Annotated in this window: 14 protein-coding genes; 7 read left to right on the top strand and 7 right to left on the bottom strand. The window is 57.9% G+C overall.

The window, feature by feature from the left end; all coding sequences use genetic code 11:
• Positions 1 to 30 precede the first annotated feature (30 nt).
• The 4 genes from ACAW74_RS20370 to ACAW74_RS20355 all read left to right on the top strand — a co-directional run bounded on the left by ACAW74_RS20370 (position 31) and on the right by ACAW74_RS20355 (position 7734).
• Positions 31 to 1401 carry a TolC family protein gene (locus ACAW74_RS20370; protein WP_370700071.1) on the top strand — a complete coding sequence of 457 codons (1371 nt, stop codon included), beginning with the start codon at positions 31 to 33 and terminating at the stop codon, positions 1399 to 1401.
• A 22-nt stretch (positions 1402 to 1423) separates the two neighbouring features.
• Positions 1424 to 2479, top strand: coding sequence for an efflux RND transporter periplasmic adaptor subunit (locus ACAW74_RS20365; protein ID WP_370700070.1), 1056 nt, complete (start codon positions 1424 to 1426; stop codon positions 2477 to 2479).
• Positions 2480 to 2576: 97 nt separating this feature from the next.
• Positions 2577 to 5708 (top strand): efflux RND transporter permease subunit, encoded by a 3132-nt coding sequence (locus tag ACAW74_RS20360; protein WP_370700069.1) that lies wholly within the window; start codon positions 2577 to 2579, stop codon positions 5706 to 5708.
• Positions 5709 to 5835: 127 nt separating this feature from the next.
• Positions 5836 to 7734 carry an AAA domain-containing protein gene (locus ACAW74_RS20355; protein WP_370700068.1) on the top strand — a complete coding sequence of 633 codons (1899 nt, stop codon included), beginning with the start codon at positions 5836 to 5838 and terminating at the stop codon, positions 7732 to 7734.
• A 177-nt stretch (positions 7735 to 7911) separates the two neighbouring features.
• Here ACAW74_RS20355 and ACAW74_RS20350 read toward each other — a convergent pair whose 3' ends face one another.
• From ACAW74_RS20350 to ACAW74_RS20340, 3 genes are all read right to left on the bottom strand, one after another.
• The gene (locus ACAW74_RS20350) at positions 7912 to 8508 is read right to left on the bottom strand and encodes a TetR/AcrR family transcriptional regulator (RefSeq protein WP_370700067.1); all 597 of its coding nucleotides are present in this window, start codon (positions 8506 to 8508) and stop codon (positions 7912 to 7914) included.
• A 102-nt stretch (positions 8509 to 8610) separates the two neighbouring features.
• Complete coding sequence (locus tag ACAW74_RS20345) at positions 8611 to 9375, bottom strand: SDR family NAD(P)-dependent oxidoreductase (protein WP_370700066.1); 765 nt, start codon at positions 9373 to 9375, stop codon at positions 8611 to 8613.
• A 113-nt stretch (positions 9376 to 9488) separates the two neighbouring features.
• Positions 9489 to 10394 (bottom strand): helix-turn-helix domain-containing protein, encoded by a 906-nt coding sequence (locus ACAW74_RS20340; protein ID WP_370700065.1) that lies wholly within the window; start codon positions 10392 to 10394, stop codon positions 9489 to 9491.
• Between the two features lie 265 nt (positions 10395 to 10659).
• Here ACAW74_RS20340 and ACAW74_RS20335 point away from each other — a divergent pair, with 265 nt between their 5' ends.
• Complete coding sequence (locus ACAW74_RS20335) at positions 10660 to 10836, top strand: DUF1059 domain-containing protein (protein WP_370700064.1); 177 nt, start codon at positions 10660 to 10662, stop codon at positions 10834 to 10836.
• Positions 10837 to 10913: 77 nt separating this feature from the next.
• On the opposite strand, the gene ACAW74_RS20330 is transcribed toward ACAW74_RS20335, so the two are convergent.
• Positions 10914 to 12224: a PQQ-dependent sugar dehydrogenase gene (locus tag ACAW74_RS20330; RefSeq protein WP_370700063.1), complete on the bottom strand. Its 1311-nt coding sequence runs from the start codon at positions 12222 to 12224 to the stop codon at positions 10914 to 10916.
• Between the two features lie 247 nt (positions 12225 to 12471).
• Here ACAW74_RS20330 and ACAW74_RS20325 point away from each other — a divergent pair, with 247 nt between their 5' ends.
• Complete coding sequence (locus ACAW74_RS20325; protein ID WP_370700062.1) at positions 12472 to 13884, top strand: Gfo/Idh/MocA family protein; 1413 nt, start codon at positions 12472 to 12474, stop codon at positions 13882 to 13884.
• A 74-nt stretch (positions 13885 to 13958) separates the two neighbouring features.
• The gene (locus ACAW74_RS20320; RefSeq protein ID WP_370700061.1) at positions 13959 to 15119 is read left to right on the top strand and encodes an epoxide hydrolase family protein; all 1161 of its coding nucleotides are present in this window, start codon (positions 13959 to 13961) and stop codon (positions 15117 to 15119) included.
• A gap of 13 nt (positions 15120 to 15132) precedes the next feature.
• Here the strand turns inward: ACAW74_RS20320 and ACAW74_RS20315 are convergent, their stop codons facing one another.
• The 3 genes from ACAW74_RS20315 to ACAW74_RS20305 form a co-directional block, all read right to left on the bottom strand.
• Positions 15133 to 15666 (bottom strand): hypothetical protein, encoded by a 534-nt coding sequence (locus ACAW74_RS20315; RefSeq protein ID WP_370700060.1) that lies wholly within the window; start codon positions 15664 to 15666, stop codon positions 15133 to 15135.
• A 213-nt stretch (positions 15667 to 15879) separates the two neighbouring features.
• Entirely contained in the window at positions 15880 to 17304 is a 1425-nt protein-coding gene (locus tag ACAW74_RS20310) for a hypothetical protein (protein WP_370700059.1), read from the bottom strand.
• A gap of 260 nt (positions 17305 to 17564) precedes the next feature.
• On the bottom strand, positions 17565 to 20912 hold the full coding sequence (locus ACAW74_RS20305) for a VCBS repeat-containing protein (protein ID WP_370700058.1): 3348 nt from the start codon (positions 20910 to 20912) through the stop codon (positions 17565 to 17567).

Genomic DNA, 20912 nt, shown 5'->3' with positions numbered 1-20912 from the left:
TCTACTGTAGACGCATCAACGTTTGGATTTATGAAACGATTAATTGCACTTAGTTTAGGTTTGGCGCTATGGCTTCCGCTTGGCGGACAGGCGCAGACCACCCCACCACAAGCATCGCCGCAGGCTACTACCGCAGGCGGCTTCCGGCTGAAGGATTGCATCGATTACGGGCTGAAGAACTTCGGGCGGGTTCGCATTGCGCAGTATCAGGTCGAGACGGCCGATCAGCAGGCGCGGCAGGCGTTGGGTCAGTATCTGCCGCAGGTCAGCGCTACCGGTACAACGACCGATAACCTCAAACTACAGCAGAGCGTGATTCCGGCGGGCGTGTTCGGGCCTGAGCCACGGGTGTTCATCATTGGCCAGAAATACCAGACCACGCTGACTGGCCAACTGTCGCAGACGATCTTCGACCGCTCGCTGCTGATCGGGATCAAGGCCAACAAGCCTAATCAGGAACTGGCAGCGCTCAACACACGTCAGACGCAGGAAGACGTGATCTACAACATCACCAGCAACTACTACCAGGTGTTTGTGGCGCAGCAGCAGATTGGCCTCCTGCGCGACAACCTGCAACGTACCCAGCAGGTGCTGAACATCCTGAAACTTCAGCGCGACAACGGCGTGATTCAGCCGGTCGACTATACCCGGACGGAGGTTAGCTACAACAGCACGCAGTCGCAGCTGACCCTGGCCGAGAACGACCTGAATCTGGCCCTGAACCGGCTGAAATACCAGATGGGTATGTCGCAGGAACAGAACCTGGTCCTATCTGATTCGACGTTGCTCACTCAACTGCCGTCCATCGAGCAGGAACCCTTCGATCCCAAACGGCTGGTGTCGTTTCAACAGGCCGAAGCGAACCTGACGCTGCAACAACTTCAGTACCAGCGCATCAAGGCAGGCTATTTGCCCACGCTCAGCTTCACGGGCAACTACGGGACACTGAACCTTGGCGCGCAGACCATCGACAATCTGTTTACCAATTTCGTCGGGTTCGGTAGCATCGGGCTGCGGCTGAACATTCCCATTTTCGACGGTTTCCAGCGCGATTCGCAGCTGAAACAGCAGCGTCTTACCGTGCTGACGCAGCAGGAACAGCAGAAATTGAACACAGCCGGTTATCAACTACAGTTCAACAGCGCGCAGTCGCAGATTCAGCGCGCACAAACCAGCCTGCAAAACGACGAACGCAACGTGAAACTGGCGCAGGAGGTCTACAATATCACGACGCTGCAATACAAGCAGGGCACCAAACTGCTCACCGACCTGATCAACGCCGACAACTCGTATCGGGAGGCCCGTACCAACTACATCAATTCGCTCATCAATCTCTATCAGGCCCGCCTCGACCTCGAACAATCGAAGGGCAGCCTGCTAGGTTTTTACAATCAACTCTGATCAATACGACCAACCATAGATCATGAAAAAGACCACAATAACCGTTCTGGTCGCTACGCTGGCCATCATCTCCCTGATTGGTTTTCGGCTGGCTTCCAACAAGAAAAAGATCGACGAGCAGAAGAAGCCCGTCGTGGCGACCAACGTCGCAATTCCTGTCACTGTGGCCCCGGCCGTGGAGGGCACCGTCAGTCAGCAGTTGGTGAAAACCGGCAACCTCATTCCGTTTAAGGAAGCCGATCTGATCGCGACAACGGCCGGTAAAGTGGCGAAGGTCAACTTCAACCTCGGGTCGAGCGTTCGGGCGGGGGCCACGCTGGTGCAACTCGACAACCGGCTGAAAGAACTGTCGCTGGAAGCCACGCAACTCTCTATCGACCGGCTGAAAAAAGACGTGACGCGCTACAATACGCTGCTGGCCGGTAACGCCACCACCGAATTGCAGGTGAACGATACGAAGTACAATTACGAAAACGCGCTCAACCAGGCCGAGCAGATCAAAAAACAGATTGCCGACGCCAACGTGAAAGCGCCCATCAGCGGGCAGATCGTGCAGAAAGACATCGAACCCGGCGAATACATCACCGTGGGGAAAGTGCTGGGCCGGGTGCTCGACGTGAACCGCCTGAAAGTGCAGGTGCCCGTCAACGAAAGCGACGTATACCGGCTCCGCAACGGGCAGCCGGTGAAGGTATCGACCGACGTGTTCGCCGGACGGACCTTCAGCGGGCGTATCTCGTACATCGCGCCGCAGGGTTCCGACGAGCACAACTACCCGGTTGAGATCACGATCGACAATGCCAACGGGCTGAAAGCAGGTACGTTCGTCAACGTCGATTTCTCGCAGAAGTCGAACCAGAAAGCCCTCCAGATTCCGCGCGCGGCCCTGGTGGAAAGCATCAAGAATCCCTACGTCTACGTCGTTACGGGCAACACCGTAGCGCGCCGCACCATTACGGTGGGCCGCGACTTTGGCGACACCATCGAAGTGCTGAGCGGCCTCAACGCGGGCGATCAGGTTGTTACGACCGGCCAGTTAAACCTCAGCGACGGCAAACCCGTGCAAATCACAAAATAAGTTCAAGGTTCAATGCCCAATCGTATAAAGTCATCTGCTGTCGCTAATTGTCTTTTCCGTTGAACATTGAACCTTAGACATTGATCTATTCTTCCCCATGTCTATATCCGAAATAGCCGTTAAACGGCCGCTGTTGGTGACGACCATCTTCACGGTGCTGATTCTGTTTGGCTTTCTAAGCTACAAGCAGCTATCGTACAACCTGTTGCCCAAGTTCGAGGCCAACGTCATCAGCGTGGCGACGACGTACCGCGGTGCCTCGGCCGACGAAGTGGAAACCAACGTAACCAAGCGGATCGAAGATGCGCTGTCGGCGCTGGAAGGCCTCGACCGCATGACCTCGACTTCGCAGGAAGGCGTTTCGAGCGTAATTATCCAGCTGAAAAACGGCGTGAACACTACGCTGGCGCAGCAGGATGCCCAACGCAAAATCGAGCAGATTCTGAACCTGTTGCCCGACGGTGCCGACCGGCCCATCCTGAACAAATTCTCGACCGACGAAATCCCGGTCCTGCGGATGGGGGTCACAGCCAATATATCGCCCACGGCGCTGTATGACCTGATCAACAACAACATCAAGCCGCAGCTCTCCAACGTGTCGGGGGTAGGGCAGGTGAATATCATCGGCGGCAACGAGCGGCAGATTCAGGTGAACGTCAACACCGAGAAACTGCGCGGTTACGGTGTCTCGATCGGGCAGGTGTCGCAGGCCATCAACGCGGCCAACGCCAGCTACCCCGCCGGGCAACTGGAAACGCGGCAGTCGCAATACTCGATCCGGTTCGATGCGTCGGTACAAACCGTCAATCGCCTGCGCGACCTGATTATCGCCAGCCGGCAAGATGGCTCGCAGGTACTGCTGAAAGATGTAGCCGAAGTGGTCGACGCCAGCACGAAACCGACGGCCATTAACCACATCAACGCCCAGCCGTCGATTGGGGTGCAGATTCAGAAACAGTCAGACGCCAACGCCGTGGCGGTGAGTCAGCAGGCGCAGGTGAAGATCAAACAGCTCGAAAAGCAGTACAGCAACATCGGCCTGAAGTTCAACGTCGCCTCTGACCAATCGATCTACACGCTGGCCTCGGCCGATGCGGTGGTGTTTGATATGGGCCTCGCCATCCTGATCGTATCGGTGGTAATGCTCCTCTTCCTGCACAGCTTCCGGTCGGCCATGTTCGTGCTCGTGGCGCTGCCTTCGTCGATGATTCCGACGTTTGCACTGATGTACCTGATGGGGTTCTCGCTGAACCTGATGACGCTCATGGCCCTCTCGCTGGTGGTGGGTATTCTGGTCGATGACTCGATCGTGGTGTTGGAAAACATCAACCGACACCTTGAAATGGGTAAAGACAAGCGCACAGCGGCCCTCGACGGCCGGAGCGAGATCGGCTTTACGGCCCTCGCGATTACGTTGGTCGACGTGGTGGTGTTCGTGCCTCTGGCCATGACGGGCGGTTTGATCGGGAATATCCTGCGCGAATTTGCACTCGTGGTTGTCTTCTCGACGCTGATGAGTCTGCTGGTGTCGTTCACGCTGACGCCGTTGCTGGCTTCGCGTTTCGGCAAGGTCGAAGTTTTGAATCCCAACTCACTGTGGGGCAAGCTCAACCTCGGCTTTGAAAACATGCTGAACCGCCTGACCGAAGCCTATGGCCGCATGCTGGTCTGGGTATTGGGCCACAAGCGGTACATCTTCCTTGGGGTGTTTGCTCTGCTTATCGGGTCGATTTACCTCGTACCGGCGGGCTTCATTGGCGCGGCCTTCATGCCGCAGAGCGATCAGGGCGAAATGAGCGTGCAGATCGAATTGTCGCCCACCGCGTCGATTTACCAGACCAACGCCGTGGCGCAACGGGCCGAGCAGATCATCATGAAGCACCCCGAGGTGACCAACGTATTCAGCAACATTGGCTACAGCAGCACCGGGCTGGGTACGTCGGCCAACAGCAATCTGGCCGATCTGAACGTGAAGCTGATCGATAAAAAGCAGCGGAAGCTGTCGACCGAGCAATTTGGTCAGATGCTGAAAAGCGAAGTGAGCCAGATTCCGGGCGTTCGGGTGACGGTGGCGCCGGTCGGTATCGTAGGTGCCTCGCAGGCCCCAATCATGATTGCCGTAAAAGGCACCAACCTTGCCGACATTCGGAAGGCCGCCGCACTGGTAAAACAGGTAACGGCGTCGGTACCGGGCACACAAGACGTGAAATACTCGGTGAAAGACCCGAAACCGGAAGTCACGGTTAAACTCGATCGCGACAAGATGGCGCAACTGGGTATCAGCGCGGCGGAAGTCGGGCAGGCGCTGCAAAACGCCTTCCGGGGTAACGACCTGTCGAAGTTCAAGCAGAACGGCAACGAATACGACATTCTGGTGAGCCTCGATCAGTTCGACCGCACGCAGGCGGCTGACGTGTCGCGGCTGACGTTCGTGAACAACCAGGGCAAAACGTTCGAGTTGTCGCAGTTTGCTACCGTGCAGGAGCAGGTGGGCGAAAGTGTACTCGAACGCATCGACCGGCTGTCGTCGATCACGATCAACGCGCAGGTGGTAGGTCGTCCGGTGGGTACGGTCGGGGCCGATATTCAGGCCAAAATGGCGAAAGAAAACCTGCCCGAAGGCGTGTCGATCCAGTACCTGGGTCAGTTGCAGCAACAGTCTGACGCCTTTGGTAGCCTCGGTCTGGCGCTGGGCATCGCCATCCTGCTGGTGTATTTCATCATGGTAGCGCTCTACGAAAGCGTGGTCTATCCGTTCGTCGTGCTGTTCTCGATTCCGGTGGCGCTGATTGGTGCCCTGCTGGCGCTGGCCCTGACGATGGAGAGCCTGACGGTTTTCGCCATCGTAGGGATGATTATGCTGCTGGGGCTGGTGGCGAAAAATGCCATCCTGATTGTCGACTTTGCCAATCAGTTGAAGGCCGAAGGGCATGAGGTAGTCGACGCACTGATCGAGGCGGGCAAAGAACGGCTGCGCCCCATCCTGATGACCACGCTCGCCATGATTCTGGGGATGTTGCCCATCGCCCTGGCCAGCGGGGCCAGCGCCGAAACCAAAAACGGCATGGCGTGGGTGATTATCGGCGGTCTGAGTTCGTCGCTTTTGCTGACGCTACTCGTCGTTCCGTCGATGTACCTCGTCGTCGACCGGCTGATTGCCCGGTTCACGAAGAAAAAAGTGATTCCGCAAAAACCGCAGGACCTCGAAGTCGCCAAGGCGATCAGCTAGGTACGTTGGTTGTGCGTGTTATGCAGGGCGGTTGCTGTCGCCTGGCTTCGGTCGGGAGGCAGCAACCGCCTTCTTTTTTATAGAGGCCCATTGGGCACGAGCCCGCGCGAAATGGGGTTCTTTGTGCATGACTTATTTTGATGAGCAGCTCGCCCTGTTGAAGCGCGAACGGCAGGAAGACCGGGATCAGTACCAGCAACTGACCCAGACGACCTCCGTAGCCGAGCGGCGGGCCAATGGCCTCACCTGGTACCCCATCGCTATCCGTGGCTCAGAACTGGGCCGCGGCGACTACCTGACCGTCGAGGTCGAACGCCCCTCCCACCAGGACATCCCGCATCGGTTTCGGTTTGGTATGCCCGCCGTGCTGTTCAGTAATTACAACCCCAAAACCGACCGGGTCGAGGGCACCGTGTCGCACCAGAGTGGCAATCGGCTCAAGCTGACGCTGCGCGTCGATGAGCTGCCCGACTGGTCGCGCGATGGCAAGCTGGGCGTTGAAGTCTTGTTCGACGACAACAGTTACGACGAGATGGAGGCCGCTCTTAAAACGGCGAACACGCTCAGCCAGCAAACCAATCAGCGGCTTATCCCGATCCTGACGGGCGAGCAGGCGCCTACGTTCAATGCTCATACGCCCGCGCCGGTGCTGCCGCAGTTAAACCCCAGCCAGGTAGCAGCGGTGCACAAGATCCTATCGGCCAACGAGCTGGCGATTGTTCACGGCCCACCGGGTACGGGTAAGACCACCACACTGATTCAGGCTATCAAGGCGCTCATTCGTCAGGACCGACAGAAAATCCTGGTGGTGGCGCCCAGCAACACTGCCGTTGATCTGCTGAGTGAAAAGCTGCACGACGAAGGCCTGAACGTGCTCCGCATCGGTAACCCGGCGCGCGTGTCGGAACGGCTGATGGCGCTCACGCTGGACTATAAGGTGAACGCGCACCCGCACATGAACGCGGCCAAAAAGCTGAAGAAGCAGGCCAACGAGTTCCGGACGATGGCGCACAAATACAAGCGCAATTTTGGCAAGGCCGAACGCGAGCAGCGCAAAGCCCTCTTCGACGAGGCCCATCGGCTGCTGAAAGACGTGGCGCAGGCCGAGCAGTATGTGATCGACGATCTGGTGTCCAACGCGCAGGTGATTACCGCCACGCTCGTCGGGGCGAATAACTATACCGTTCGCGAGCTGACCTACCATACCGTCGTGATCGATGAGGCCGGACAGGCGCTCGAACCGGCCTGCTGGATTCCGATTCTGAAAGCGCAGAAAGTGGTACTGGCGGGTGACCACTGCCAGTTGCCGCCCACCATCAAATCGGCCGAAGCCGCCCGGAATGGCCTTGGCACCACGTTGCTGGAAAAATGCGTGGCGCTTCACCCCGAGGCCGTGTCGCTGCTCAACGAGCAGTACCGCATGCACGAGCACATCATGGGCTATTCGTCGCAGGTGTTTTATGGCAGTCAGGTAAAGGCGCACGCGTCGGTGGCCCGCCATGCGCTGTTCGACGACGATACGGCGCTGGCGTTTGTCGACACGGCGGGGTGCGGTTTCGACGAAAAACTCGATGGTACCAGCTCGACCAACCCCGACGAAGCCGCCCTGCTTATCCGGCACCTGACCCAGCTGGTGGGCGACCTCGGCCAACGCTACAGCCTGGGTACGTTCCCGACGATCGCCGTGATCTCGCCCTACAAGCAGCAGATCAATGTGCTGACCGAACAGCTCAAAAACAGCCCCGAGTTGCAGCCGTACAGCAGCCATATTTCGGTGAATACCATCGATAGCTTTCAGGGGCAGGAGCGCGACATTGTCTACATATCGCTGGTTCGCAGCAATACCGAGGGCGGCATCGGCTTCCTGTCAGACATCCGGCGGATGAACGTTGCCATGACCCGCGCCCGTAAAAAGCTGGTTGTCTTCGGCGACAGTGCCACCCTGGCCAGCCTGCCGTTCTACTCCGATTTCATCGCCTACGCCGAAGCGCTGGGTACGTACCAAAGCGCCTGGGAGTGGATGTAAGACCCCTCCCCAACCCCTCCCCTTGAAATAAGGGGAGGGGCTTATGCTGTCGCTGATATCAGCAACCAGTACAAACTCGACAGGAGTAAGCGCCTCTTCTAAAAAAGTAGGGTCTTTGGCTATAACCAAGACTGACGCTAATACAAACCTGATGCAAGCAAAAGCCCCTCCCCTTTTTTAAGGGGAGGGGTTGAGACGGTCGGCCGCTGCCGTGGGGTATACGCCTTCATACACACGCAGCCCCTGTTGAGTGAGCAGGCCGCGGATGAAGAGGTGTTTGATCACCTGCTCGTCGCCTTTGCTGGGTACGTCGCACTGGCTTTGATCGGCCCAAAGCCAAGCCAATACAGTCAGGTTCAGATCGGGTCGATACAGGCCCTGCTCGACGCCCGCCCGTAGATTGGCCACCAGAATGGTGTTGATGTACTCCCGTTTAGCCGACTGAAAGAGCGCCCAGGCTGCCGGGTAATGGCGTTCGATGTCGAGCAGCAGGCTGGGGTTTGTCGTTTGCTTATACTGAATCAGCCGATCCCAGATTTGCAGGGCGCCAATAATGGCGTTGGCCGACTCATGCTGGATCGCGCTGGCTTCGTGCAGGCTTTCGCCCAACTGCGCATCCAGCATCTGCCGCACCAGCTCTTCTTTGTTTTCGAAGTACTGGTACAACGTCTTTTTGGTAATCCCCAACTGATGGGTGATGTCGTCCAGCCGGACGGTTTTCACGCCGTAATGGTTGAACAACTGCCGGGCCCCTGCGATAATCTGCTCTTTCATTACGGGGTAAACCGCCAGAACGATCAGATGGCTACGCAACTTCGCGAACGTACCTACGCAACCTTTATCATTAGGGAAGCCCAGCCGTTACTCGACTTGTTTTTACAAGTTCATCCCGCCCGATACTTCGATGCGCTGGGCGTTGATCCAGCGGGCGTCGTCGGTGCACAGGAAGGCCACTACCCCGCCAATATCGTCGGGCAGGCCCACACGGCCCAGCGCCGTGATGCTCGCGATGTGTTTGTTTACCTCGGGGTTATCGCGCACCACACCGCCGCCAAAATCGGTTTCGATAGCGCCCGGTGCCACTACGTTGACCGCAATGCCACGCGGCCCCAGCTCCTTCGCCATATACAGGGTCAGTGTCTCGATGGCTCCTTTGAGCGACCCATACACCGCCCGGCCGGGTGAGGTAAACCGGGCCAACCCTGATGAAATGTTGATGATGCGCCCGCCATCGTTGAGCAGCGGCAGCAGTCGCTCGGTCAGGAACAGCACGCCCTTGAAATGGATGTTCACCAGTTGATCGAACTCCGCCTCGTTGGTCTGGCCAATGGGCGAGTTACCACCAATCCCGGCGTTGTTGATCAGGAAGTCGAACCGGTCAGCCGCAAAGGTCTCGCTCAGAACGGTCGTGAACTGCCCGGCAAATGCCTCGAAACTGCCGACGTTGCCCGTGTCGACTTGCAGCGCCGCCGCTTTTTGGCCCATCTGCTCGATCTGCGCCACCACCGCCTCGGCCTCGCCTTGCTGGCTATGGTAGGTCAGTACGACATCAAATCCTTTTTTGGCAATGGCAAGGGCCATGTTTTTACCCAGGCCCCGGCTGCCGCCCGTTACCAGTGCAATTTTCTTTTTCGCGTCCATGTGTGTGTTGATTTTGTCGGTCAATGTGGAAAACCAAAACTGACCCTACAAAGGTCGGGCAACCGATCAACGGGGACGTTGCGACGAACAATCGATTTGTTGCAAAAATCAAATCAGCTCCGAAACGCCACGGGTGATAGCGAGGTCTGTTTGCGAAAGAAGTTGGAGAAATGCGCCACTTCTTCAAAACCAAGGCTGTAGCTGATTTCGGAGATGTTCCAGTCGGTTTGGCGTAGCAGGATTTTGGCTTCCTGAACCAGCCGCCCGCTGATGAGGTCGGTGGTGGTTTTACCCGTATGTTCTTTCAACACCTTGTTGAGGTGGTTGACGTGAACGGCCAGCTGCCGGGCGTAGTCATTGGCCGTGCGCAACCGGATGCGCTGCCCCGGCGACTCGATCGGGAATTGCCGTTCGAGCAGTTCGATGAACAGCGACGAGATCCGGGCCGAGGCCGTGTGCGTGGGGTACAGCGAGGTAGCCGGTTGCAGTTTCTGCCCGAAATGAATCAGCTCAAGTACGTAGGTCCGCAGCAGGTCGTATTTGTAGGCGTAATCCGACGCCAATTCCTTGTGCATCTTGTTGAAAATGTACCGCAGGTCGTCGGCTTCGTCGTCGGTTAGCTGGAAAACCGGCACGGCACCGGGCTGAAAAAGCGGCAGATCATCGAGCATTACACCGCTTTTGGTCGACACCAGAAACTCATCGGTAAACACGCAGAACGAGCCGGCCTGTTGCTCGTCGAGCGGGACGTAGTGATAGGGGATTTTGGGCGTGGCAAAGAGTAGCGCGTTTCGCTCAATCTCGATCACCTTGTCGGCATACTCGGCCTTGTTGCGTCCGCTGATCAGGCTGATTTTGTAATAGGCCCGCCGGTCATAGGGCATCACACCCTTTTTGGCCCGGATCGCCATCAGGTCGGCAATACGGAAGACGTTGAAATGGCCAATTTCTTTGTTGATCTCCGCCGGAACAACCGCTGAAATGTCCTGATAAAAGTCGGCTAATGATTTACCCGTCATACGCTATCGTTGCAAAAATCAAAGATACGGCATGAAAAGCCTGGTTGGGCAAGATGCTATCCAACTAACCTGCACTCAATCACGACCCTACCGTTTACTCGCCTTGCTACCGCTCAGCGAAGAATACCATGTTGATTGCCAGCTATTTGTTACCATTACGCTTGCTTGTAGCCAACGCACACAAGTCAGCAATTGGCTGTCTAACAGGCAATTCAAGGCGACATACCCTATTGCTCTTTCCTACTCTGTTAAACCATTATACTCTATGAAAACCCTGAAATGCAGTGACGTCGGCTTCGATTGCCCCGCCCAGATTCATGCTGAAACCGACGAAGAGGTGCTCACTCAAGCCGCCGCGCATGCCAGTTCCGTGCACGGTGTTACCGTGACGCCCGAGATGGCCGAAGGCATCAAAACGCTGATTCGGGAAGAGCCCGCCTAACGCTGGGTACGTTCCCACGAATACAAAAGGCCCGCATCATGGCGGGCCTTTTGTATTCGTGGCTGATGCTGGGTACGTTACCGTTTCTGCGCCGCCGTCGTTTTGCGGGTAGGGCGCTGGCCCTGGTAGCTGATCTTGAAGATGGTGCCGTTCAGGTCGTCGGTGACGTAGAGCGAGCCGTCGGGACCCTGCGCCAGGCCACAGGGGCGATGCTGCACGGGGCCGGTGGGTTTGACCAGGTCCGTACCAGCGAAATTGTCGGCGAAGATCTCCCAGGGACCCGATGGTTTTCCGTTTTTGAACGGCACGAACCCCACCAGATAGCCTTTGTGCATGGCCTGCGACTGCCCGTGGAAGGCGATAAACGCGCCGTTGCGGTATCGCTCAGGAAAAGCCGTACCGGTGTAGAACAGCAGGCCGTTGGGGCCCATGTGCGCCGGAAACGCCGCCACCGGATCGATAATCTTGCCGGTCGCTGCCTTTTTGCCATCGCCGCCATATTCCGGAGCCATTATTTTCTTTTTCTGAATATGGTCATAATAGCTGTAGGGCCAGCCGGCATCGTCGCCCTGATGCAGTTCATACATGGTTTCGGCGGGGAGTTCGGCGCTTTGCTGCGGCGTGTAATACTGCGGGTAGAAATCGTCGAACGCGCCGCGGCCGTGCTGCATCACAAACAGGCTGTTGGTTTTGGGGTTCCAGTCGAGGCCGACCACGTTTTTCAGGCCGGTCGCAAACCGCACACCGCTGGCAAACGCCTGATTGGGTACGTTGGCGTTGAAGCGCCAGATACCCGCCGCCGAGTCGAGCAGGGCGCAGGGCATTTGTCCCTTGCCGCTGTTGGGCTCCCGGCAGCGGTCGTTGTCCGACGCAATGTTGACGTAGATATTGCCCGCATTGTCGAGCGCGATCGATTTCGATTTGTCGCGCTCTTTTTCGCGCAGGCCCGACACCAGTTTTTCCGGCGCATCGGGGTTGGTCACCTCGTCGCGCTCGTTCAGTTTGTACCGGAAAATGCTGTTGTTCGAGGAGGTGTAGAGGTAGCCGTCTTTCAGGAAAATACCCGTGCCAGGATAATCGCCGAAGCCAATTTTGTCGTCGGCAACGCCATCGTTGTTGGTGTCGCGCAGGCGGTAAATGCCTTTACCATCCTGTAGTTTACCCAGTTTCACGTAGATAGCACCGGTTTTGCTCACCACCAGGTGGCGGGGCGCGCTCAGCCCGTCGGCCACGATCGACGCCGCAAAGCCTGTCGGCATCTTGAGGTCGGTGGGCAGAATGGCCCGTTTTGTCACGCGGGGCGGTTTGGCAGGTGGAGCGGCCACAGTGGTGAGTGCCGGGCAGCAAGCTATCAGCGCGATCAGCGGGGTTAGCAGGGTTTTGTTCATAAAGAGGCGAAGAGCTCAGGAAACGACGAATCAATCAATCTGCTAAGCAAAGGCAGCGATGGACGTTGACTTACCCACAACCGCTGTAAGTCGTTGCGGGAAGCTAGTTAGCGTTGGTAAACCAGCGGCTGTATCCAGGCGCTGGTATGGCGCTGGCGCATTTCCTGTCTACAGTTGGGCCACCTAAACAGATTATGGGTATGAACGAACGCCACGTAGTTGTATCGGCAGACTAACCATATATGCTATGTCTCCGCTCAACGTACCTGGCGATGAACTGCCGCAATCAGCTGGCTCTTCGGGGCCTTTGATGAACCGAAAAGGATTTTTGCAGGTCGCTAGTGGCGCTATGGCCGTAGGGGCCGTGGGTAGCCTGATGGCCTCCTGCCAGACACAGGGGCAAACCCCGTCGTACCCCGTCCCGACCTCCGGTACCTACAAGGCCCCAACAGGGCAACAGGTGCCGACATCGCCGCCCTACTCGCCTCCGGCCACCGTACCGGGCGAAGCCGACAAACCCATCGAACTGGAAGCCTGGAAATCGGATGCCGACCGGAAATCGGGCCCTGTTCCCACACCCCTACCGGCTGACAAGCGGGTGGGCTACGCCCTGGTTGGGTTGGGTCACCTGACGCTCGAAGAGCTGCTGCCCGCGTTTGGGCAATGCAAAAAATCGAAGCCGGTCGCGCTGGTGAGTGGCAGCCCCGAGAAGTTACAGAAGGTGGCGAGCCAGTATGGCATCAAACCCAGCAGCTGCTACAGCTACGCCGACTACGATAAGCTGAAAGACAACCCCGAGGTGCAGGTAATCTACATTGTCCTGCCCAACTCCATGCATGCCGAGTTTACGATCCGGGGGGCGCAGGCGGGCAAGCATATCCTTTGCGAGAAGCCGATGGCCAATTCGTCGGCCGAGTGCCAGGCGATGATCGACGCCTGCAAAAAGGCCAATCGCAAACTGATGGTGGCCTACCGCATCCACTACGAGCCCTACAACCGCTATGTGCGCGAGCAGCTTCAGAAAAACGAATACGGCAAGCCCAAATTCGTGGATGCCTACAACTGCCAGTCGTCGGCCAATCCGCAGCACTGGCGGCACATCAAAGCGCTGGCAGGAGGCGGGGCACTACCCGACATTGGCCTGTATTGCCTCAACACGACCCGCTTTATTCTGGGCGAAGAGCCCACCGAAGTCTTTGCCTACACGCACAGCGACCCCGATAATCCGCTATTCAAGGAGGTAGAAGAGGTTTGCTCGTGGCAGATGAAATTCCCCAGCGGCGTCATTGCCAACTGCGCCACCCACTACAACGTGCACGACTCGCGCCAGTACCGGGTTATGACCGAACGCGGCTGGTATGAACTGACCAATGCCTATGCGTACGAAGGCCAGAAACTGACGACCTCACGGGCCGACGGGGCCATCGTACGCCAGGAAAATGTGAGCATTACGCCTAAAAATCAGTTTGCGACCGAAATCGACTATTTTTCGGAATGCATCATGGACGACAAAGCGCCCTACTCGACGGGTGAAGAAGGGTTGCAGGATCAGCGCATCATGGAGGCCATTTACCAGTCGGCGCGGGAGGGTCGGCCGGTTAAGCTGCCTGCCGTCGATAAAAAAGACGCCTTTCGGGGCCCGGAACCTCAATTACAGTAATGATTGCTCCAGGCGCATTCGTTGTGGGTAGTCGGGTGTTGTTAGTTAACCACTAACTCGCCCACCTCTGACGAATGCGCACGACAACCGATCGTATGAACGCTTTTCAGATCAATATTTCGCAGGCGGTGCTCGACGACCTGCAACTACGGCTTGGCCAAACGCGCTGGTCGAGCGAAGTAGCCGGTGCCGGGTGGCATTTGGGCACACCCCGTTCGTATCTGCAACCGTTAATTCAGTACTGGCAATACGATTTCGACTGGCGCAAGCAGGAAGCTTTCCTCAACCAGTTTGCACAGTTCAAAACCGAGCTTGACGGCTATGGGCTGCATTATATCCATGAACGAGGCAAAGGCGACAAACCCATGCCGCTGCTGCTGAGCCACGGCTGGCCCGATTCGTTTTATCGGTTCTACAAACTGATTCCGCTGCTAACCGACCCGGCTGCCCACGGCGGCAGGGCCGAAGACGCTTTCGACGTGATTATACCCAGCCTGCCGGGGTTCGGCTTTTCGGACAAACTGACGCAGAAAACCGGAGGGTATAATACCTGGACGGCAAATCGGCTGCACAAGCTCATGACCGAGACGCTGGGCTATGCACGCTATGGTGCGCACGGCGGCGACGTCGGTAGCGGCCTGACCGAGGCACTGGCGATGCAACACGCCGATGCGCTCACCGGCATTCACCTCTGCGACGTACCCTACTGGCGGCTCTTTGCGACCAACCCCGATGTGCTATCGGAACCCGAGAAACAATACCTTCAGGATGGGCAGCAGTGGCAAATGGCCGAAGGGGCTTATGCGTTGATGCAGGCTACGAAACCCCAAACCCTGGCCTACGGTCTCAATGACTCGCCAACCGGGCTAGCAGCCTGGATTGCGGAGAAATTTTACGCCTGGAGCGACTGCAACGGCGCGATTGACAGCCGGTTCACAAACGATGAACTGCTGACGAACATTACCATTTATTGGGCTACCCAAACGATCCGGTCATCGTTTGCGCCCTATTGGGACGAACCCGATCAGCAGTCGGGCGAGGTACCCCGCATCGACGTACCCACGGGCGTAGCTATTTTCCCCAAAGACATCGTACCGGCGCCCCGCGCATTTGCCGAGCGGTTCTATAACCTGCAACACTGGACCGAGCTACCCAAAGGTGGGCATTTTGCCGCGCTCGAAGAACCCGAATTGCTCGCTCAAGAACTGCGCGATTTCTTCAGGCCACTTCGTTGAACACGCCGTCGGCCTACTTAATCACCACGATGTTCGGCTCGTCGGGCGTTACGGTAAAGGTAGACTGACGTTGCAGAACGCGATTCTGGCTATAGACCAGCCGGTAGTTGCCGGGTTTGAGGGTTAGCGCCATCGGGAACGTATCTGTGCGCTCTTTACGGCTATCGGTTTCGTGCAATAGGGTGTAGCCGGTGCCGTAGATCTCCAGCCGCATATGCTCATTGCAGCTTTCACAACGGATCGTCACCGACTCGCCTTCGGGGCGGGGGCGGGGTGGCGCAGGCGGTTTGGGCGGGCGCGGCGGTGTAGCGGCCCCGCTAACGCCGAGTGAATCGAGTACACGGTCTTTCAGGGCTTCGCGCTGCCGTGTATTCAACCCTGCTACGCCAAACCGATGGTTGTAGCTGATCAGGCGACCATCCTGGGTGCCTGCTACGTCAATCGACATGTATTTGGTGTCATCGTCGATCTGGATGCTCAGGTTGTTTTTTTGAGCCTGCGCCAGTGTACACAGGCTGAGTAACAGGCAGGTCAGTATCGTTTTCATAGACGGGGTCAGCCGGTTCATGAAGGAAGTTTTGCCTACTCGACCAAACAACATGCCATGCCAGCAACCCACTGACTATCAAGTATATTAACGAATTTAATTGTCCGAATCTGGACAGCTCTTTATCAGAGCCGGACAGGTACGCACCCAACAACTAATCCCCACAAACGTCGACGCTGTGGGGATTAGCTGTTGGGTACGTTGCCTGATTAATTACCGACGACCACCCCGGCCACCGCCGAAGCCACCGCCGCCATACGACCGGCCGCCACCGTTGCTGAAGCCTCCACCAAATGACCGACCGCCGCCGAAATTGCCGCGGCCGCTGCTGTAGTTGCCACCGCCATAGTTTGGCGTACGGGTTTGGGGGGCGTATGTCCGTCCGCCGGGGGCACTCACGCCTGGTACGTTACCGGGTGCATAAGACCGGCCGTAGGTACGTGGTCTTGAATAGCTGTAACCGTTATTGTAGCGACCACCGGCCACACCACCCACCGGCCCGAAGGTGCGCCGGGCAGCTCCGAGGAAGCCCGGATTATAGGGCGACCAGATGCGGTTGGGCCGGTACACGCGGGTGTAAAAACCGTTGAACCGGTTGTATAGATGCGGGTAATAACCGCGGTAACCGTAGTTGAAGAACCAGTTGGAGAAGCCAAATGAAGGCAACCCAAACACCACCATACCGCCGCCGGGACCGTAGTAGAAGCCCGTGTTGAGCCACCAGGCCGACGGGTACCACATGGCGGCACCGTACCACCTTGGATAGCCAAACCAGTAGGGATACGGGTTCTGGTAGTAATACGGTGAGTTGACGGGCCAGGCCGGGTTAGGGTTGATCTGGTTGTTGTAGCCATTGGCCTGGGCGTAGGCCTGCCCCGCCTGCTGGAGTTCCTGCCGGGCTTGCGGGTCCTGATTCAACTCCTGCTGATAGGAGGCAATATCCTGATCGGTTTGCGCCGTCAGGCTGTCGTGCAGGGTAGCGAGCCGTTGCGTCATCCCGGCCGGATCGGCCTGGTAATCGCGGCCTAGCTGAGCGGTCTGGTCGAGCTGCTGCGTCAGGGTCGTCAGCACGTCGGGTAGGGCAATCAACTTACGGAAGGCCGCCTGCGTGGGGCTATCGAGCGGGGCAATGAGGTTGCCGAACGCCCCATCGGCTTGCTGATTAAGGTAATCGACCTGCACCAGATCGTCGTGGTGGTGACGATACAGGCGCCAGGCTGTTTCCTGCAAGTCGGTGGGCAGTGCTTTCGTCAGGCCATCTACCGTCGGACGGTCGGTGCCTCTGGGTAGCATCGCCAGGTTGTGCAGCACATCGGGAAAACGGGCGATGTCGTAGAACCAGCCCTGTTTCGTTTGGCCATACGAGCTGATGAGGTCGGTAAAAGCCTGTTGACTATTGGCCTGTTGCTGGGCTAGCTGGTCCAGCACCTGCGGCTGCTGACTAGCCAGTAGCACCGCCTGCCGCACATCGTCGCGGTAACCCGCCACCGCCGAGAGCAGCGGTTTGTCGGCGGTGGCTGTAACGGCCGGGCGGTTGTCATCGAACGTCTGCGCGAACGTAGGTTGCCATTGCGCTACCAGGAGGCCCAGTCCCAGCCAGAAGGCCTTGGCCGGGCGGAAATGTTTAAGCGCGTTCATGAGTAACAGCTTGATTTAATGTGATCGTGGGTTGGCCCAATTCGTCAGGAAGCCAGCGATCTATTGACGCTCGCGCTGACCCGGTGGGCGACCAATTAGATAACAAAAACAGGCTGCTTATTCGTATACAAAACGGTTAATCGTCCGTTAAAAAAAGCTCTGCTTTTTTGGGTACGCTCATCGCTATAAGTCGCTTACAGTGAACCTATTGCTGAGTACTTCCAGCATGGCTTGTGATCGATTACTGGTCTGGCTCGTTCTTATGGCAGGCAGCGGTTGACGCGAAGGCCTTCGTTGTTAACGGCGGTGATCAGGTACGTTGCCTGTCCGCGCCCCGTAAGCAACGCCGACGACCGGGCATCGCCGCGAATCACCAGCCCGCTCGCCAGCGGATTGACGGGGGTGAACCGACCTCGCCCGTTGCCCAGCAGCACCAGCCCGACCGAGGCATCTTCGCGCCCCATGTTCACTTCATTCGGGTAGAAATTACCCGTTAGCACCGCATCCAGCTTGCCATCGTGGTTAACATCGTGGGCAACGATCCCAAACACGGGCGATACCTGCGCCAGACGCGGCAGTGGGTGCAGCACAAAATGACCGTTGCCCCGATTCTCGATATAGGCACTTTGCAGGTACGTTGCCTGCGCTTCGTAGGCATCCTTGCGTTCGTCGGGGGTCAGCAGGTCGTCGAAGGTAACGGCGGCGTAGTCGGCAAACCGCTGGTACTTGCGCCGAAACTGAATCACCTGCTGATTAAGCGCTTCGCGCGGTGGCGCCGGGTAACAGGTTCCGTTAATGTAGTAGCCCAGCAGCGGATCGACGGTGCCGTCGTTGTTGATGTCTTTCGCCACGATTTTAACGGGCTCGGCCAGGGTGGCCTGATAGAGCGTATTCAGGCCTTCGTTGCCAGCGATGTAGTCCAGGTCGCCGTCGTTGTCGAAATCGCCCTGCGCCAGACTGTTCCACCAGCCCGTTGAGCCAGCCAGGCGTTGCGGAGCCGACCGGAACGCGCCTTTTTCGTTTTTCAGGATAGTCAGCGGCATCCACTCGCCCGCCAACATCAGATCGGGCCAGCCGTCGCGGTCACAGTCTGACCAAAGTGCGGCGCAGACCATACCCGCCTGTAGCAGCGCCGGCGCCAGTTGCGGCGTAACGTCGGTGAAACGGCCAGCGTCGTTTCGGAGCAGGTAACTCCGGGCAGGCAACGGGTATTGGCCGGGTCGCTGACGCCCGCCTACCAGCAGATCCAGATCGCCGTCGCGGTCGAAGTCGGCCGCGATTACGCACGAACCACTTCCCGACACGTCAGGCAAGGTATTGGCCGGGGCGGCACTGAACGTACCTTTCCCATTGTTCAGGTACAGGTCATCCTGATAAAAAGCCTTGTCGGTAGCCGGGCGTTCGCTCCCACCATGCACGACATACAAATCTTGGTCACCGTCGCCATCGGCATCGAAGAAGAGAGCGCCCGTTGCTTCGCTGTTCGGCTGGTTCGGGAACGGCCTGTTCAGCAGTGTGCCGTCCGCTTGCTGCACCAGCAGTTGGGCCGCGCTACCCCGGTAGGCATTCCCCACGAAACAATCAGACAGTCCATCACCGTTGACGTCGCCCACAGCCAACGCAAAGCCCGACCGCGACAGCATCTTGTGCATGGCGGCGGTTTGTTTGAAATCGACAAAGTCGGATTCCTGATGCCGGAAAGCCGGGACCTGCGCCGCCGTTACATCTGCAAACAGGGGTTTCGGGCTGGGTACGTTGGCGGGCGGCGTCGACGGCTGCGCCTGGGCATAGGTCAGGGTCAGCACCTGATCGGCAGGTACGTTCCGGTGCATGTCGGTGCGCCCCCCCGGCCAGTCGATGCGCAACGAATCAACTTTCGGGTGGCTTCCCAACCCCACATGTAGCGTGGGCTCAACCGACGATAAATAGCCCCGCACGGTCGATAGTTCGCTGTACTGAAGCTGACTACCCGCCCAGAGCGTGAGTTTTGCGCCGATCCCCTGCCGATTGGTGGAGTCGCCCCGAAGCCGGACGGTCAGGTAATGCACGTCGGGCGATTGGTCACGGCTGCGATTGCGGTAGATGAGCGCCTCGGCGTCGACGTTGTTGACGGCCAGATCCAGATCGCCGTCGTTGTCGAAATCGGCGTAGGCCGCGCCGTTGGCAAACGATTCGGTATTGAGCCCCCATGCCTTCGACACATCGGCAAACGACCCGTCGCCGGTGTTGCGGAAGGCGTAGTGCGCCAGCGGAATTTCAGGCACTTTTTCCAGCAGCGCGAGCCGCTTCTGGGTGTTGTATTCGGTGGTGCCAAAGCCCGAAAAGTCTTCGCTGAAATTGATGAAGTCGCGGTCGGTGACGTTTTTGCGATAGCCGTTGGTGATGTACATATCCCGCCAGCCGTCGTTATCGAAATCGGCCAGCAGCGTGGCCCAGCTCCAGTCGGTTTGGGCGACACCTGCCATCAGGCCCACTTCGCTGAACAGGGGTACGTTGCCCTGATTGCCCAGATTCAGTTGCAATGAGTTGCGCATGTACTGCATCTGATGGCCGTATTGCGCCGACACACTCATTTCCTTACGGTCGTAGTCCTGCCCGGCGAGCATCATCTTGAGGCGGGCGTTTTCTTTCGGCAGCATGTCGAGCTGCATCAGATCGGGGCGGGCGTCGTTGTTCAGGTCGGCGACATCCACGCCCATGCCGTAGAGGCTGGTGTGGGCCGTGGCTCCTTTGATGACGTTCGTAAAATGGCCGTTACCGTCGTTGAGGTACAGGATATCGCTGCTGGTGAAGTCGTTGGAGCAATAAATGTCGGGGTAACCGTCTTTGTTCAGGTCACTCACCACAACGCCCAGTCCCAGGCCGTCGAAGGTGATACCGGCTTCGCGGGATACATCGACAAACAGCGGGTGCCCGGCGGGGCCGTTGCCGGTATTACGATAGAGCTTGCCCGTGCTGGGGTGCGAGCCGTTGGGCACGACCGGGCGAAGGTGCGCCGGATTCTGCAAGTCAGGGGCCGTATTGAGCAGAAAGGCGTCGAGATCGCCGTCGAGGTCGTAGTCGAAAAAAACGGTCTGGGTTGTGAAGGCGGGCTCGGCAAGGCCATAGGCGCGGGCCATTTCGCGGAAAAACGGTTTACCGTTTCGCAGTCCCTGATTCACAAAGAGCAGGTTCTCGCTCTGTTTCATCGCTCCGTGTGCCGCCACCGATACGTAAATATCGAGCCAGCCATCCTGATTGATATCGGTCAGGGTGACGCCCGAGCACCAGCGGCTGGTGGTCACGCCCGCCGACTCGGTGATGTCGTCGAACGAGAAACCGTCGTCGGTTTTACCCTGGTTTAGATACAGGCGGCAACTGACCTGATTGCCGGTGAAAAAGACGTCGGTAAAACCATCGTTGTTGAGGTCGCCGACGCCGACGCCCCCGCCGTTGTAGAAATTGGTAAACGTAAAACCGTTGAGTTGCTCGCTGGGGGTCAGGGTGTTGGCAAACGTTACGTGCGTTTTGGCACTCTCCAGCTGTTCAAACCGGGTAGGCGCAGCACGCTGACAGGTCATCAGCACCAGACTCAGTAAGCCAATCCACCCTGTTTGTACTCGATTCAT

The sequence above is a fragment of the Fibrella musci genome (assembly GCF_041321105.1).
Classification (GTDB): domain Bacteria; phylum Bacteroidota; class Bacteroidia; order Cytophagales; family Spirosomataceae; genus Fibrella; species Fibrella musci.
The sequence above is the reverse complement of the archived record's forward strand: the minus strand, read 5'-3'. Positions and strand labels throughout refer to the sequence as shown.